Raw genomic sequence first — 16,744 nt, forward strand, 5'->3', positions numbered from 1 at the left:
TGTGGGAGTGTCGTAGCTTCAGGGGGGACTTGTCTTCATCGCTGCCGACACTGTTGACATCCTCGTAGGACACCTCGGGCAAGGTCAGGCCCAGGGCTTGGCGGAGCAGCGGCACAAGTGGTGCTCCGGCTTGGGCGGTGACCTGGTGTTCGAAGGCGAGGCCGTAGTCGAGGGCGAGCTGGGATTTTCTCAGCGGCTGCGGCAGGTCCAGATGGGCGGCGAGGGCGGCTTTGTCGATGCCGGCCGCGTCTATCAGGGAGCGACGGTCGCAGCCCGGGTTGGCTGTCAGCGCTGCCAGGGTTCGTGCACTGTGCGGGATGGGCGGTGCGGTTCCGCGCAATACGTCCAGTCGTGCGTCGAGCGAGCTCACTGTTTTCCTTGGAGGGACCAGGCACGGCCGTGCATGTTGCAGGGGGCGGCTTTATGAAGTGCGGTGCAGGCGGGTGGTGTTGCGCAAGGTGTTGCCGAAGATCTGTTCCGCGTCGCCGAGTTGCTGGCGTGCACGTCGCGCCGCTTCGGCGCGGGTGTCGGCGTCGTCGTCGGCGTGGATCTCCAGTTCCGCTGCGGCGGCCCGGCGCAGCGCGTCCAGGTCGAGCGGGCCCCGGGCGGTATCGCCGTGGATGTTGCGGCTGTAGTTCAGGAGGAGCTGCTGGACGGGCTGCGGCAACTCGGTGTCGCTGGTGAGCTGTTCTGCGGAGTCCGCGAGCCGCAGGGCCGAGGTGAGGAAGTGGACGCGCTGGGTGAGCGGTCCCACCATGCGCTGCTCCAGCGGCCAGGTGCTCAGGGCGAGCAGTGCGCGGGCTGGTGAGAGCAGGTCGGAGGTCAGCGCGGGGCAGATGTAGTAGGCGCGGGCGTAGGGGGCGGAGCGGAAGGAGCGTTCCTCGTCGCGGCGCAGGGTGGTGAGGCGTGCCGTGTTCAGCGGGCTGGAGAAGAACGCCTGGTGGACCTGGCTGAGCAGTTTGGGCGAGGCGGGGACGGTGAGGAGGGCCAGCGCCTGGTGGACTTGGTCGCGTACGGGCAAGCCGCCCGGGTTGGGCTCGGCGACAGTCGGCGCGGGCTCCGACTGGGCCGCATCCGGGCCGTCACTGATCCCGCACAGAACCTTCCAGGCGCGTTGAGTGCGCGTCAGCTCTTCGCCCAGGTGGCTCACTTGTGCGGTGTCGTGTTGCGTGAGCGCCTGCCGGATCGCTTCCTGCAGCTGTTGCATGCGTTTCTCGAGAGCGACCAGATGCTCGTCCATACCCGCATGCTAGCAGTTACTCGGGACGCCCAGTTTTCTTCCAGTGATTTTGGTGTACAGTCCCGGGCTCATAGGCACCACAGGTGTCCTCCTACGCCTCGCTTCCAGAAGGGCGCATGAAGGCATGAGCAGACTGCTCCACACTTCCGACTGGCACTTGGGCCACACCTTGTACGGGCATTCACGCGAAGAGGACTTCGACGCCGTCCTGGCCGAGATCGTGGCAATCGCCCAGGAGAGCCAGCCGGACCTGATCGTCCACAGTGGCGACCTGTTCCACTCCTCCCGTCCCACCGGCCGGGACCTGATCCGCGCCATGCGCGCCCTGACCGAACTCGCCGCCGTCGCCCCCACCGTGGTCGTGGCCGGCAACCACGACTCCCCCACGTACTTCGAATTCTTCGACCTCGTGAGCGGCCCCTCGCGAGGTCGGGGCCTGTTCTTCGTCGGCCAACTCCGCCCGGCACACGATGGAGGCGTCCTCACCTTCGACGCCTGCGGTGGTGAGCAGCGAATCCGCCTGGCTGCCCTGCCGTTCGTGCATCCGAACCGGTTCTGGCCGCGCTCTTCCGCATCCGGCACGTCATACGCCGACTACGCCGAGGCGATGCGCGGCCTGCAGGCGGAGCTGGTGGAGGCCCTGCACAAGGGGTACGACCCCGACCGGGACATCCTGCTGTTCACGGCCCACGTGTTCGTCACGGGCACCAAGCGCTCCCCAAGTGAACGGGCCGTGGACGAGGCCTTCGAGACCCCTCCTGGGGATCTTCCGGTGGTGTCGTACGCCGCCCTCGGACACAACCATCGCCCGCAGCCCGTGCAAGGCCTTAAGTTTCCCGCCCGTTACGCGGGCAGTCCCCTGCCCATGGACTTCGGCGAAGCCGACGATTCCAAGAGCGTCGTGATCGTCGACGCCGACCCCGGACGGCCGGTCCGGGTGCTGCCCCGCCGACTCTCCAGCGGCCGGCGGCTGGCCAACTTCACCGGGACCCTCGATGAGCTGAAGGCTGCGGCCGCCCAGTACGACGGGACCTTCCTCAAACCGGTGATCACCGGCGAGGAACCCGACGTGCTCCTCAGCCAGAAGATCGCCGAGATCGTCCCCCACGCGATCCTCGTCAAACCGACACCGGCACGAGAGGCAGCCGCCGACGCTGTACTGGACTGCGATCCCGGCGATGAGCCGGATCTCCCCGACTCCTTCCGCGCCTACCTGGCGCGTGAGGGACTGAGCAGCGCTGCCGCAGAGTCCACCGTCACCGCGTTCATCCACCTGCTCAACGAACTCGACGACGAGACGCCGCCGCCGGCCCCCGCCGAGGAAATGCTGCGCACCGCGCTGGAAGACACCTGGACGGAGACATCGTGAAGCCTTTGCGGCTCATCATCACGGGAATGCGCAGCTACCCCGGCACCTGCACCATCGACTTCACCGACAAGCGCCTGCTCGCCATCCTGGGCCATACCGGCGTGGGCAAGACCACCATCCTCGAAGCGATCATCTTCGCCCTGTACGGCGCGTGCTCGTGGTCGAAGGACAGCAAGGACGCATACGAGCTGATCAGCAAGGGATGCCCCAGCATGCACGTGGCGTTCGAGTTCTCAGCGAACGGCCGCGAGTGGAGTGTGCGCCGCACCCTGCATGCGGACAGCACAACGAGGCCGAAGGCCGTGCTCGAGCCTCTGGCCGAAGGTACCGCCGACATGCGGGTCGACCACAAGGTCGCAGTAACGAAGGCAGTTACCCAGATCATCGGCCTGGACTGGGACGGCTTTGTCAGCACAGTCCTACTGCGCCAGGGGAAGTTCGACACCCTCCTCAAGGCCCCCAGGGCCATCCGTGCCGACATCCTGCGGCACGTCTTCGGCATCAACGAACTCGAGCGCGTACGCAAGCACGCCGGCGCACGACTGGAGCGTCTGAACACTCAGATCAACGATGCCACCAGGGCTCGTCACCGTCTCCGGCCGGATCCTCATGCCGACGCATCCCAGGCGGCGCTGGAGATGGAGCGCACCCGTGGCGTCGCGGCCCGCCGACGCGGACGGCTGGAAGCTCTGCGTGCGGCCCAAAGCCGGGCCATCGGGCACAAGCACCGCAAGACGGGCCTGGACAAGGCGGCTCGGCTGCTACGCGAGCGCGCCGTCCCGGACACGAGTATCACGATGGCCGCCCTGACACGCACGAAGAGGGAACTCGACGCCGAAGCAGCAGCCCAGGAGGCGACCGCACGGGACCTGAGCCTGAAACTGGATGCGGCGCAGGCCGCGCTGGACACGGCCGCGCAGGCCGGTGACACGGTCCGATCCCTGTCTAGTGCGTTCACTGTCCTGTCCCACCTGCCGGACCGTGCAGCCGGTCTGGACGCCGTGGTACAGCGGCTGAAGCAGGAGCAGCTTCAGCACCACGAGCATGAGCAGGAGCACACGCAGGCACGGCAGGAGCTGGCCGAGCGCGAGCAGGGCAAGGCGGCTCTCGTTGAGGCGGCCGGCCGGGCCGAGCACGCCGTGACCGAGGCGCGCACGCACACCGAGCAGGTCCAAGAGGCCGTCCGGGCGGCGCTGCAGGAAGCCACTGCCGCAGCCGCGCATCTGCGGTCGCAGCGCGCGACGCTCGAGACGGTGGAGGAACAGCGCGGCCGCAGCGCCGATCTGGAGGACAAGCTGGAAGAGCTGCACGGCGCGCTGGAAGCAGCCCAGGACGCCCTCGCTGCGCTGCAGCGCGGTGAAGCGGCCCACACGGCAGGCTCCGGTCTGGCACCAGGGGACGCCTGCACGGTCTGCACCCGGCCCCTCCCGAGCGACTTCGCTCCCCCGTCACCGTTGGACAGCAAGGCGCTTGGCCGGGCCCAACGTGAGGTCAACAAACGTAAGAAGGCCGTCAACAAGGCGGTGGAGGCCAAGGCTGAGGCAGCTGCCCAGTTGAACGTGGCCGAGCGGGCGGCCGAAAAGCACCGACGCGCGCACCTGGCCGCCGGCGAACGTATGAACGCGGCACTGCTCCAGATACAGGAGCTGGTGGACGCGATCCGGCCAGCCTGCACTCCTGCCACGGCCACCGCCCTGGACACCCTGAACGGACAGGCGATCGCACAGGCGCGTGCCCTCGCCGAGGGCGAACCAAAAGGCCGGGCGCAGATCACCCGTGCGGTCAAGGCACTCCTCCAGCCGCTGCGCGAGGCAGAAGGTGAAGCCCTCACAGCCCACACCAGTGCCCAGGCAGAACTGGCGGCGGCGCAGGCCGAGAACGAGGCAGCCCGGGCCGAGCTCAAACGCCAGCGCAGCCGCTTGCAGCGTGAACGCAAACGGCTGGACAAGACCCAACTGCAGTACGACACCGAACTGCAGACACTGCTGACGGATGTCGCCGAACTCCCGGCCTCAATCCGCCCCGCCCAGCCCTCCGAGCAGGAACTCCCCTCCCCGCAGGACATCGTCTCCGCGCAGGAGGCGGCCGACCAGCGCCTCGCACAGGTCGAGCAGACGGCACAGGACCGCGACGAAACCAGGCAGGCCCTCACAGAGCACATTGAAAGCCGGCAGGCCCTGGACGCACGCCGCCGGCGCAACGTCGAGACCCCCACACGCAATCTCATCAAGCAACTGGAGCGCTGGGCAGACGCGGCCACCGATGCCGCAAGCCTTCTCGGCGACGAGACATCCACCGAACTGCCGCCCGCCCCGGACGGAACCGACCTGGCCGCCGTCGACGCCTATGGCCTGGCCCTCGCCGCGCTGAATCAGCGGCTGGCCGGCGCACTCGGGCAGGCCGCGCAGCAGGCCGCCGACGAGATCCGCGCATTCGAGGAGGAACTGGTCCGCCAATCCAGTGCCACCGCCGACGGAACCGACGACGACCCCGGTTTTTCGGTGCCGGCAAAGAGCGACCTACTCGCCCCCTCCGTTCTCGACCCGCTCAGCCGCAAGACAAGCCAGGCGGAGGCCGCCCACGACAAGACCCAGGCCGACCTGCACACCGCGCAGTCTCAAATCCCCTACGCCGACGCGCTGAATGCCGCCATCGAAGCGGGAAAGCAGCAGGCCGCGGAGTGGAAGAGCGTGAGCGATCAGCTCACCGACGCGAAATTCCTCACGTATCTCACCGAGCAGCGCACCCGTTCGCTGCTCAGTCACGGCAGCAGGATCCTCCAGCAAATCTCCACGGGTAACTACGCATTCACCCAAGACTTCCAGATCGTGGACCGCGCCACGAACCTCGAGCGCGCCCCGGAGACCCTCTCCGGCGGGGAGACCTTCCAGACCTCCCTCGCTCTGGCACTGGCGCTCGTCGAACTCCACAGCCGCGGCCACCGCAAGCTGGAGAGTCTGTTCCTGGACGAAGGGTTCGGCTCGCTGGACTCCGACCGCCTGGACGACACCCTTTCCGTCCTGCGCAGCAGCGTGACCCGGGACAAGACGGTCGCAGTCATCAGTCACCTGTATCCGGTGGCCGAGGCGGTCGACGACGTTCTGTTCGTCCAGAAGACCGCCCAGGGCTCCACGGCTGCCTGGCTCACGCCGCAAGAACGCGACACGCTCATCCGCGACGGGATCCGGCAGCTGCTGGAACACACCTGAGCAGTACAGGGTCGGCCGACAGCCTCCCCGGGGGCCCGCCTCGGGGTCCCAGGGGAGCCCCCCTCGGCCACCAGTGGCTTCCAGGTACGCCAGGTACGCCAGGTGCGCTTGGGCGCATGCGGTCGGTGCTGACGAACTACCCCGGCGCAGCATCGACCTTCCGTCCGGACCGCGCTGGAGCCGGCCCGGCCAGCCCTGGCGTCGCTCCCGTAGGAGCGTTCCTGGGCGCTGTCGGAATGCTGGGCCACATCACAGAGCCCTTCGTGCGGCCCACCCTGCGAAAGCCGCTGCGGGGGCGCAGTGTCTGAAGTCCCTGGTGCGCGCGTTCAGGGCAGGCCGGTGCGGACGGCTCGAGCCCGGGCCCGCGCGGACGCCCCCTCGCGTGACGGCGGTCCCGAGGGCCCGGCAGTGGCCGGGAGACCGCTGGCCCCGCCTGCCCGTCGGCACCCGGCAGCGCCGTCACCTATGGCTACTTCCGAGACCTGACTCATTGGCACATGTTCATGAAGGAGCAGATCCGTGAGCGACTCCTCCGCCGACGCGCACAGCGCCGGCAAGCCGGTTTTCACCGCCCATTCGGGGCGGCCTGCTGCCGTGCCACGCTTGGTAGCACTGGACCAGCACGGCGAGCTGACCACCGCACACGTACGACTGGTCTCCAAAGCTCTGGGCCGGTCGGAGCGGACGGTGTGGCGGTGGATCGCCGAGGTGCGCGCCACCGGGCACGTCGACGCGGCGCCCCGGGGGCGGTTCACCGTCACACCGGAGGTCCGGCGGCTGCTGGTGCTGTGGGGAGGCAACGCCTCCGCCGTGCATCGCGAACTGCGGCAGCGGGCCCTGGCCGACCCCCGGCTGCCTGCGGTCCCGTCGCTGGCGACTTTCCACCGGGCTCTGCGACAGGACCTGACTCCTGGGGACCGGGCCGGGCTCGCCCATGGTGAGGCCGCTCGGCGGGGCTTCGACGTGTTCGGGCAGCGCCCGGCAGAGCACCGCAACGCCGCCTGGGAAGGCGACCACAAGTGTGTGCCTGTGCAGGTGTGGGTCGAGGATGACCTCGCACAGCCCTGTGTGACCTGGTTCATCGACTGCGCCACGAAGGTCATCATGGGCGTGGCCGTGACACCCCACGCGCCCAGTCGAGACGCGGTCCTGGCGGCCCTGCGGATGGCCTTGGACCGCGCCGAGCCCTTCGGCCCGGCCGGCGGACTGCCCGGCCTGGTCCGTGTGGACCGCGGCAAAGAGTTCTTGTCTCCCACCGTGGCCTCGGCTCTGGGTGCCTTCGCGGTACCCGTCGTCGACCTCCCGGCCTACAACCCGCATCTCAAAGGCACCATCGAGGCGCTCAACGACGCGGTCGAGGAGATGCTGTTCGTCTCCATGCCCCGCTACGTCCACCAGCAGCAGCTCACCGGGGGTCGCACCGCGGATCCGGACGAGCCCGCGCTCACCTTCGAGGCGTTCGTGGAGCTGCTGCTGAAGTGGGTGCAGTGGTGGAACAACGAGCACCAGCCCAGGGCGCTGGGCAAGCGGACCCCGCTGGAGGCGTGGCGGTCCGACCCCACTCCCCTGTACGACGTCTCCGCCGAACAGCTGGCTCATTTCGGGCTCGAGGACGACGGACGCACGCGCACCATCACCACGCAGGGAGTGCGGTGGCGCAACCGCCACTACATCGCCCCCTGGATGGTCGGCCGAGGCGGTCTGCGTGTCATGATGCGTCACCTTCCCCACCACGACACCACCATCGAGGTGTTCGACCTCCACGGCGCATACCTGGGCTCGGCGGTCCTGGCCGAGGCGGCCAGCAAGGAGCAGATCCGCGAGGTACGCAAAGTCCGCACCGCCAGGGCACGGCGGCTTCGCGCGGATATGAAGGCCGCCGCACGGCTGCGCCGCGAGCGCTTCAAGGCCGTCACCACCGCGACCCCGCCTGAGCGTCTGGGCGCGCTGACCGAGGCGGAGGCCGAGGCAGAGCTCTGCGAATCGGCTGCCGCAGACCTGCGGCGGGCCAATCCCGGCTACATCCCGCACCAGCCCGTCCCGGACGGCTGGGCACGCCCGATCCCACCGGACGCGGCCCCGTCGGAACCCGACACCCCTGAGGAGGACGCGTGAGCGGCGACATGGACTACGGCAAGCTCCCCCCGGAGGGCGAGGACCACTTCCACCGCCTGGACGCGCACTTGGTGGCCACCGACACGCTCATGACGACGCTGGACAACATCGAGGAGACGATCGAGGACAAGGGCATGATGGTCGCCTACGGAGCGGCCGGCTACGGCAAGACGATGTCGGTGAACGCGGCACTGCGCAAGGTCGCCCCTGACATCACCTACCGCCTCGAGCTGCGCTCGGGTCCGACGCCCCGTGACATCCGCCACGGACTTTTCCACGCCCTGGGGCTGCCCGGGGAACCGCCGACCCGGCCGATCGAGTTCGACACCCTGTTGAAAGACACGCTGTCGGAGACCTTCCGGGTGCTGGTGTGCGACGAGGCCCAGTGGATGGGCCGCAGTTCGTTCGAGTACTGGCGCCACCTGTGGGACGACCGCCACACCAACATGGCAGTGATCTTCGCCGGCGGCGACGACTGCTACAAGGTCCTCAAGCGCGAACCGATTCTGGCGTCGCGGATCTTCATCTGGCAGAAGCTCCAGCGCATGCCCGAGGACGAGGTCAGCGCCACGCTGCCCGCGTTCCACTCTCTGTGGGCCGGGGTTGACCCGAAGATGATCCGCGGCATCGACCGGGCTGCGGCGCACGGCAACTTCCGCAACTGGACCACCATCACCAAGCACATGCTCAACGGCATGAAGAAGAAAGGGCTGACCGAGGTCAACGAAGACCTCGTCAACTGGGTGTACAGCAAGTTGGGCGGCGTGTAGGGAACGGCCGCGACGCGCGGGGCGGCTTGGCGAGCGCGGGCCGCCGCGCACAACCACGCGCGCCAGCCAGGCCGGGCTGGCGGTTCACAGGGCAATGGGTCGGCACGCGCGGCCGGGACGGGGTGGTGGCACTGGCGTACAGCGACGTGACGGTCGTGGTGGATGAGCGGGACGACCTGTTCTACACACGGGCGGCGCTGCGAGCGCACTGTCCCGAGGAAGGCCGCATCACCGTGCAGCCGACGCCCGCCAGCGGCAGCCCGGCTGCGCTGGCGCACGCCATGCTGTATGCGCTGGGGAAGCGTTTGGCCTCCGGGCCCAGCTCCCCCGACGTGTGGTTGGACTCGGTGAACGCGGCGTGGCTCGCCGCAGCCTCGTGGAGCGTGGCGGCCGGCGTGCGGCACGTCGTGGTCACCCGTGCTCATCTGCTGACCATCCGGCGGATCGACCAGCTGCTCGTCTGGCGCGAGATGACGGGATTGCAGCTGACACTGCTGTGGCAGAAGGCCCCGCGCGGGCTGCCGCCGGCGCTGGCCGGCGTGGAGCGCCGTATCAGCAGCCGGGACCAGCTCTTAGAGCTCCTCGCCGAGCCGGGGCCGATACCCGCGCGCCCGTGCTTTCCACCTGCTCCGCAGGCGATGACGGGGTCGGCGGACGTGGCAGTGGTGCCGGGGCAGTCACCCGCCCGCCCGCTGCGGGGTACTCGGCCGGCGGCGATGATGCCAGGACAGCGAGCTCACCCTTGCGTCGGCGCGATGGCAACAGCGCAGCTGTTGCAGGCCACCCCTGCGGTCGAGATCGCGTCCGAGGATGCCGCCGCTCTCGCCGCTCTCGCTCACCCGCTCATCGCAGGTGCACTGAGCGTGGTGGCCTTCACCGGCGGCAGCCTGGGGAGCCTGCGCTGGACGCGCGACCTCGACATCACCGGCGACGTCTCCGCCATCAAGATCCACGGGGCCGGCCATCGGCACTGCCGTTTGTACGCTGTCCCTGCCTGGGCACGCTCGCTGCTGGCCGGTGCTCGGGCCCACCACCGTCTGGCAGCGCACCCGCCCGGGGACAGTGTCTTCGCCCCCGTGATGCTCGCCGAAGCACGACATCTGCGCGCGCACGCCGAACGCCTCCCCCAACTCAACCTGACCGCCCTGCCCGGCAGCATCCTCGCCCCCTGAGCTGCAGCGGAACGGCATGGGCCAGGTGTTCGGTGAGGCGTCGTGGCCCAGGCGGGTGTTCCTCACCCACCAGGCCGCGACGCGCCCCACGGCGGCACCGAGTGAGAGCGCGGGCTGCCTCGCCGAGGTGACTGGACGCCGGTGGGCTTCCGCCGCGGGCCTGGGTCAGGCAATAGGGCGTGCCGTCGCCGCCCGGTAGTCGGTCTTCGTCGTCTCCAGGTGGGTCATGACGTCGTCGTGTTTGGTGTAGGGATAGGTCAGTGCCACAAGGCGGCGTGCCCGGGTGATGGCGACGTAATAGGTCCTGAGCAGTTCATCGTTCTCCGTGTGGCTCTGCGGGTCGGCCCAGGCCTGAAGCAGTTCGGCGACGCTGTGGGGCTTGGGCAGATGGACCAGGACCGCGTCGGCCTCGCTGCCCTTGGCCTGGTGGATCGTGGAGCTGCGCATCACCGCGGCAGGCGTGCTGTCGCTGTCACCGGGGGGCATGCCGACCAACGACCCGATGGGCTCGTCCAGTTCTTTGCCGGCAAGGGACAGGATCCTGGGCGCTGCCACGTGGTTCCCCGAGGGCGGGAGCTGAGCCTTGAGTACGGAGCGGGCGGTGCTGCGCCAGTCACGGGCCGGCGTTGCGTCGACCGGGGGCAGCGCGGTCAGGAATCTGGCCGCTCGGCGGCGCATGACCGCTGGGGTGATGCCGTGCGCGGCCAAGCTCTCGGCGAGAGTCTCCTCGCCGTCGGGGTGCCAGTAGGCGTCGAGCAGCGTGCTGGCGATGGCCAGTGCGTGTTTGCGTGCGGTGGAAGAAGCCTCCGCAGCTGTGAAGGTGACTGCGGCCCATGCCAGTGCCTTGGCGTCGGTTCCTTGGGGAAGGCGTGGTGCCGGACGTGAGCGTGCTGTGGGGACGGCGTCGTTGCGGTAGGCCATGGCAAGGCAGTCGGCGGCGGCGATGTCCTCGCGTGCGGCGTAGCCGACGAAGGCCTCGGCGGCGGCGGTGACGTCGAGCAGGCCGGAGTTCTTTCTCCCGTGACGGCCGTAGGGCAGGAGCAGCAGGGGCGTGGCCAGGTCGTGGTGGTCGCCTACCGGGTCGTCCGGGATGCTGCGGTCTGTGGGGCGGAGCGTGGCTGCCAGTTGGCACACGAGTGGGCTGCTGCGCCAGTTGCCGTTGAGTTCCAGGTGGGTGGTCAACTGCTGGGTGAAGGTGTGCAGGTCCTGCGGCCGTGCGTCGTTCCACTCGTAGATGCCCTGGTCGGTGTCGGCGACGACGACCAGGGGCATTCCGGCCTGGTGGAGCTGTTCGAGGATGGTGAGGTCGAGTTCGGAGCAGTCCTGCGCCTCGTCGACGACGATCTCGAAGAAGCGGTGGCGCAGCAGGCGGGTGACGGACGGGTTCCTGACATGGTCGAGCGCGGCGATGCGGACCTCGTGGCCGGTCATGTAGCCGCGGCTCTGCCACAGGTCGTCGCGCCGTCGCTCGGCGAGCCGGAGGTAGTCCGTCTCTGAGAGTTGTGAGTTGACCAGAGATCGGGCTGCGGTCGGCCACTGCACCCGGGTGTGCCGGGTGCCGGGGTCGTAGCTGAAGCGGAAGGACGACAGCGGTATTTTGCGCGGTCCGACGACGGCGGAGGGGACCTGGTCCCAGGACAGGACGTGCTGCCAGGGCGGGGCCGCGGGCAGGAAGGGGCGGACCAGGTAGCGCCACAGGAAGCTGTCGAAAGTGCCGATGAAGTGCGGGAAGGCCGACAGGTCGGGCCGGTTGCCCGAGCAGCGGTCGCGGAGTTCGTCGGCCGCCACGTTGGTGAAGGACAGCAGGGCCCGGCCGGCACGTCGGGGCCCGGGAGGAGTCAGGCAGTGACGGTCGACCAGGACTCGGGTTTTGCCAGCGCCGGGGCAGGCGCGGATGAACAGCGGTGCCGGGGCGTGGACAGCCTGGTGCTGACGCTGCTCGGCCTGAGCGCGGCGGGCTTCGATGAGGTGCATCAGCGGCCACCGTCCGCTTGTGTGATCCATCGGATCGCGGCGGCCAGGTGTTCGGGTACGACGAAGCCGTCGGGTTGGGTGGCCAGCCGCTCCGCGAGGCGGTAGGCGTAGTCGCCCTTGGGGAGTTTGTTGCCTGTGGTGAACAGGCTGCCGAAGGCGGCCGCTTGTTCTTCAGGCGTTCGGGCATCGTCGACGGCCTCCCAGCGGTGTCCTGAGTTGGGGCGCAGGTCGAAGAAGACATCGGCGAGCAGCGCCCGGTTCTCGGGCCGCATCAGCTCCGGTTCGAGGGTGGGTCTGCTTTCGGCGATGTGGAAGAAGCTCTGGGGCACATTCCAGTCCTGCAGATGCTTTTTGAGGAAGATGGCCCGGTTGAAGCCGGCCTCCTCGGCCTCGGTCTGGGTTTCTGCGCTTGCCGGGGACGTGCCGTGAGCGGGTGTGCTGGTGTCCGTGCTGGCCGGTGCGGCGTCATCGTCGTCCGGCTCAGCCGTCTTCTTGATGGGGTCCTGGTCGGTGATGACGACCACCCGGTCAGCGATGCGTACGCCGCCCACGTCGGCGAGCAGGGCCCGCAGGTAGGGGGTGAAGTCCACGCCGTCGACGGCCACGATGCAGCTGCCTTTGAAAACCGCCTTGGCTCGTGTGCGTGCCCGCTCGTCGGTGATGGTGTCCAGGACCAGACGGGCGAAGGCCGGCATCAGCAGCGCCTCGGCAAGCCCCTCGACGAGAATCACCCGGGTTCCGAAGAGCATGGCGCTCTTGGTGATGTCCAGGTAACGGTCGAGTTTGGCGGGCTCGTGCTGGGCGAAAGCGATGGAGTCGACGGGCACGGCTGCCGTGGTGAAGCCGAAGGCCGGCTCTGCCGCTGTTGCCGGGAGTGCGGCTGCCGACTCCGCGGAGGTGATGGTCGCGGCAGGAGCGGGGTCCTGGGCCGCGGGAGCCGTCGAGACGGAGGCCCGGCGGCGTTTGAGGACCACCAGATCCTTAACGGTTGTGGCTGCGGCCAGGACCGGCGAATGCGTGGTGATGACCACCTGGATGCGACCCAGCGGTGCGCCCTCGGTTTCCGGCTCGGTCTTCTGCGATTGCAGCGCCCGGGCCTTGAGGTGTTCCAGCAGCAGGTTCTGCAGCTGCGGGTGCAGATGGGCCTCGGGCTCCTCGACGAGGAACAGGGTCAGGTCGGCGCCGCGTGCAGCCTCGAGTTCGGCCAGAACGGTGGCGATGTACAAGAGGTTGGCGTAGCCCAGACCGGAGCGGGCGATGTCCTCGACGTCCAAGCCCTCATCGCCCATGCGGGTCCGCAGCGCCCGGGCGATGGACACCAGAGTTGGATCAGCGAACGACAGCCCCATGTGCTGGGGGTGAGCGCCGGCAGTGAGCAGGTTCAGCGGATCATTGATCCGGCCGCGGACGGCTTGGATCTTGTCGTGTCGCTCCAGGTCACGGAAGTGGTCGGCTTGTTCCTTCTCGAATGCCTTGATCGCTTTATCACCGCCCAGTTCGGCGGCGAGGATCAGCCGCAGCCGGTTTCCCGAGCTGGAGGCCAGCTCCTGCTGGGCGTTGCGCATGGGCGGCAGGTACACGTGTCGGACGGCACGGCGTGCTTCAGGCTCAGGGTCGTCCAGCAGTCGCCCGGCCGACCAGGCCGGCCGCTGGGCGCGTTCGCCCTCGGCTGTACGGGCGAAATCAACGGAATAACGGGCGAGGTGCCCCTGCCCGAGGTCCGGCTCTTCGGTTGCGGAAACGAGTGCTTGCAGGTGCGTTCCTGCCTCGACGTCCTCCAACCCGGTGTAGACGGCGGTCAGCTGTGCGCTGTCCGCCCAGGGGTGGACGTCTTCGGGTTCCCACCATCGGTTGCGCCGCCCGTCGAGCGGGTCGGTCAGCAACCGCAGTGCATCGATGAAGTTCGACTTGCCGGCGTTGTTCTCCCCCACGATGACCGTGACGCCTGGCCGCAGCGGAACGTCCGTGTCCAGCAGCGACTTGAAACCCTTGGCTCTGATTCTGCCCAGATACAACTTCTCCCCCACTTTCCTCAGAAGTGGGAGCGTACCTGCCAAGTCACGCTTTGGTGCGTGATTCATGTATGCCTGTGGCATCCCGGCACTTTGCTGAGGTTTCCAGTCTGACTGCGGCGCGATGTGGGGCACGTGCCGAGGGCCCACCTGCTCAGCTGATCCTGCTGGCGGGAGTTCGGTGATCACATTGGTGGCGGTCGGCGCGTGCTGCGTGTGGCAGGCATTCGTCGCCGCTCGGCGAGGGGAGTCTCGGGGTCTGCCGGGCAGGCTGCTCAGCCGGTCGCTGCGGGCAGAGCCGGCTGGTGCTGTAGAGCTGCCCGTATCCGTCGCCGTACGGTCGCGGTGGGCCTTGCGGCCCTGGTGCATTCTGCCGCCACCTTGTGCAGGGCGCGGGAGACCAGCGGGCCCTGGCCTGAGCGTTGTTCATCCGCGGGTGTGGGGTGAGTCCTGTGCGCAGGCTGGGGCAGCGCTTTGGCTAAGGTGCGCAGGGCGCGGTGTTGCAGTGTCTTGATCGCTCCTTGGTTCTTGCCCATGATGCGGGCGGTCTCGGCGACGGACAGGCCCTGCAGGAAACGCAGTGCGATGCACTCCTGCTGCGGCGGGCTCAGGAGTCGGATCGCTTCCAGGAGATCGGCATTGTCCGGCAGTTCGCGCGGGTGCCTTGTGCCCTGGGTGGTGGCGGGGGCGAGCATGTCCTGAACCGACAGGCCAAGCTGGAAGCTGTTGGACTCGAGATAGTCGGTGGTCAGGGCACGGGCGATAGTGAGCAGCCAGGCGTTGAAGTCTCGGCCCTGCCAGGTGAAGAGGTGGATTCTGCGCATGGCGCGCAGGAAGGTCTTGGCCGTCAGCTCCTCGGCCGGGCTGCGTTCACCGATTCTCAGGTAGATGTAGCCGTAGACGCGGTCGGCGTACTTGTCGTAGAGGGTACCGAAAGCTTCGGGATTACCCGCTTGTGTGCGGGCGACCAGTGTTGCGACTGCGTCGGGAGCTGAATCAGCGTCGCTCACAGCCGGGTTGGACTCCGCCTGCAGGGCTCGCGTCGTGGTGGCGGAGTGGGCGGCAGGTACAGAGGGCTGTTGTGCGGGGGTGGCGGCGATGGGCTGGTCGGGTGGAGAGGTCAGCAGTTGTTTCAGGCGACGGCGTCCGTGCACGAGGTGGGCGCGTACCGTGCTTTCGGTGACGCCAAGAAGGCTGGCTACGTCCTGGGTCGGCAGGCCCTCGAAGTAGTGCAGCACGATGGCCGAGCGCTGCATGTTCGGCAAGTCCCGCAGAGCCGACAGGAGCGTGACGTGGTGCACCACGGCTTCGCTGGAATCGTCCAAGGCCGGGCTATGTTCGGAAAGGGCTGTGTTCAGCGGGGTGGTGCGGGCATGCCAGCGGTGACTCGCCCAGGCGTTGCGGCGCGCAGCTGTGCTGACATAGGCGATCGGGTTTTCGATGGTGTTCCAGCGGCGCCAGGCGTCGAGGAGAGCATCCTGTACGGCGTCCATGGCTGTGTCGTGGCTGTCGCTGTGAGGCCGGACCACGGCGACCAATTGCTGGAGGTAGGTGGCGCAGAACTCCTCGAAGTCTGTAACTGCGGGGGTCTGCGTACGGTCAGGGGAAGGCCCCCCGCCGGCGCGGGGAGCCGTGTCCGGCTGGGGAACCCGAGTCACTGCTTGCCGTCCTCCTGGATCGCGGTCGGTGTGGGCGGGAAGTAGGCGTGGCTGTCGCCGGTCAGGCCGTTCTGGGCGATGCTCAGGGCAAGGGTCAGCACGGCGGCCGCGAAAAGGCCGAGGGTGAGCTTGGTCATGGTGTCCATCGACCGCCACCAACCGATGGGTTCGGCGGAGGCGATCCGTACTCGCGAGCGGCGTACGATGCGACCAGCGGCCAGCCAGCACGCAGCCGGAACTAGGCAGGCGAGCACCGCTAAGGTGATCCGGCCTGCTGTCGAGCCCAGAAGTCCTTGAGGGGACACGGCGAAGAGCACTGCGGTACCGAGTACGTCCAGGCCGATTCCGAAGGTGATGAAGTCGCGGCGCTCGAAGCTGGCCTTGAGCGGCCACGGGCGGCGCCCGGGGGTGAAGACCATGCGGAAGTCGCGGGCTCGGCCCTGGACCCAGTCCTGGTCAACGCTCGCGATATCGATGTCCACGCCGTCGACCGCGATGATGATCCGTACGGTGCGCGCGGCATTCTGCGCGGCGATGGTCAGGTTGGTGAGCTCGACCGTGGCGTTGAGCGGAACGGCTTCCGTGAGGGCGTCACTGGACAGGAGATCGTCCAGGGTGCTCGCGCTGACGCCGATGCTGCCGTCCTCGTCGTCCTGGGTCGCGCGCACCACGTAGTTCGTGCGCAGGTCGGCGATTTCGTGGGATTCGAAGCTCCGGCGGATGACACGGCACGCCTCGTCGGTGGTCTGCCTGGTTACCCGACGCGGCCGGAGCTGCAGTCTTTGGGAATAGGGCAGGGCTACTGCTGTCATGTCCTCGTAATCCTTGTGGCTTCTCGATGCTGGTACCGAATTCACTGCTGCGACGACTCCAACCCGGCCAGAGACTCGAGACGTCGGAGGAAAGGAATATCAGCACGAGAAGCCCTCGTCCACTCGGACTCAACGGGAACCCGACTGAACAGCGCTCAGGAATAGTTGAAGCCAGCAGTGGCCCACAAGAATGCACCCTACGACAACAGCAGGCCATGCATATATTCATACTTTAAGGATGCAGTCGGCCGCCGCCACTAACCGATGACCAAGTGTCACGTGATGGCCAATGGTTGGCGGTTCAACATCTGGGCGGGGGGGGGCGGGGGGGGGGGGGGGGGGGGGGGGGGGGGGGGGGGGGGGGGGGGGGGCGGGGGGGGGGGGGGGGGGGGGGGGGGGGGGGGGGGCGACGT

Annotated in this window: 9 protein-coding genes and 2 pseudogenes; 5 read left to right on the plus strand and 6 right to left on the minus strand. The window is 68.3% G+C overall.

Features of this window, described 5'->3' with window-relative positions:
* Window positions 1-370, minus strand: a pseudogene (locus ACH4SI_RS21745) (hypothetical protein); the annotation flags it as partial.
* 51 nt (window positions 371-421) lie between these two features.
* Window positions 422-1,240: a hypothetical protein gene (locus ACH4SI_RS21750; RefSeq protein WP_398298019.1), complete on the minus strand. Its 819-nt coding sequence runs from the start codon at window positions 1,238-1,240 to the stop codon at window positions 422-424.
* 124 nt (window positions 1,241-1,364) lie between these two features.
* Here ACH4SI_RS21750 and ACH4SI_RS21755 point away from each other — a divergent pair, with 124 nt between their 5' ends.
* The 5 genes from ACH4SI_RS21755 to ACH4SI_RS21775 all read left to right on the plus strand — a co-directional run bounded on the left by ACH4SI_RS21755 (window position 1,365) and on the right by ACH4SI_RS21775 (window position 9,875).
* Window positions 1,365-2,609 carry an exonuclease SbcCD subunit D gene (locus ACH4SI_RS21755; RefSeq protein WP_398298021.1) on the plus strand — a complete coding sequence of 415 codons (1,245 nt, stop codon included), beginning with the start codon at window positions 1,365-1,367 and terminating at the stop codon, window positions 2,607-2,609.
* Complete coding sequence (locus ACH4SI_RS21760) at window positions 2,606-5,818, plus strand: AAA family ATPase (RefSeq protein ID WP_398298023.1); 3,213 nt, start codon at window positions 2,606-2,608, stop codon at window positions 5,816-5,818. The genes ACH4SI_RS21755 and ACH4SI_RS21760 overlap by 4 nt, the downstream gene beginning before the upstream one ends.
* A gap of 594 nt (window positions 5,819-6,412) precedes the next feature.
* The gene (locus ACH4SI_RS21765; RefSeq protein ID WP_398298767.1) at window positions 6,413-7,933 is read left to right on the plus strand and encodes a Mu transposase C-terminal domain-containing protein; all 1,521 of its coding nucleotides are present in this window, start codon (window positions 6,413-6,415) and stop codon (window positions 7,931-7,933) included.
* A complete protein-coding gene (locus ACH4SI_RS21770) occupies window positions 7,930-8,703 on the plus strand; it encodes an AAA family ATPase (protein WP_398298025.1) in 774 nt (257 codons plus the stop codon). Before ACH4SI_RS21765 ends, ACH4SI_RS21770 begins: the two co-directional genes overlap by 4 nt.
* A gap of 125 nt (window positions 8,704-8,828) precedes the next feature.
* On the plus strand, window positions 8,829-9,875 hold the full coding sequence (locus ACH4SI_RS21775; RefSeq protein ID WP_398298027.1) for a hypothetical protein: 1,047 nt from the start codon (window positions 8,829-8,831) through the stop codon (window positions 9,873-9,875).
* A 165-nt stretch (window positions 9,876-10,040) separates the two neighbouring features.
* Here ACH4SI_RS21775 and ACH4SI_RS21780 read toward each other — a convergent pair whose 3' ends face one another.
* The 4 genes and pseudogenes from ACH4SI_RS21780 to ACH4SI_RS21795 all read right to left on the minus strand — a co-directional run bounded on the left by ACH4SI_RS21780 (window position 10,041) and on the right by ACH4SI_RS21795 (window position 16,331).
* Window positions 10,041-11,849 (minus strand): UvrD-helicase domain-containing protein, encoded by a 1,809-nt coding sequence (locus ACH4SI_RS21780; RefSeq protein ID WP_398298029.1) that lies wholly within the window; start codon window positions 11,847-11,849, stop codon window positions 10,041-10,043.
* Window positions 11,849-13,945 carry an ATP-dependent nuclease gene (locus tag ACH4SI_RS21785; protein WP_398298031.1) on the minus strand — a complete coding sequence of 699 codons (2,097 nt, stop codon included), beginning with the start codon at window positions 13,943-13,945 and terminating at the stop codon, window positions 11,849-11,851. Before ACH4SI_RS21785 ends, ACH4SI_RS21780 begins: the two co-directional genes overlap by 1 nt.
* Before the next feature lie 371 nt (window positions 13,946-14,316).
* Window positions 14,317-15,519 (minus strand): annotated as a pseudogene (locus tag ACH4SI_RS21790) (sigma-70 family RNA polymerase sigma factor); the annotation flags it as partial.
* Window positions 15,516-16,331 (minus strand): hypothetical protein, encoded by an 816-nt coding sequence (locus ACH4SI_RS21795; RefSeq protein WP_398298033.1) that lies wholly within the window; start codon window positions 16,329-16,331, stop codon window positions 15,516-15,518. The pseudogene ACH4SI_RS21790 and the gene ACH4SI_RS21795, both read right to left, overlap by 4 nt.
* Window positions 16,332-16,744: the final 413 nt, after the last annotated feature.

It is taken from the genome of Streptomyces sp. NPDC021212, from assembly GCF_044332925.1.
GTDB lineage: Bacteria > Actinomycetota > Actinomycetes > Streptomycetales > Streptomycetaceae > Streptomyces.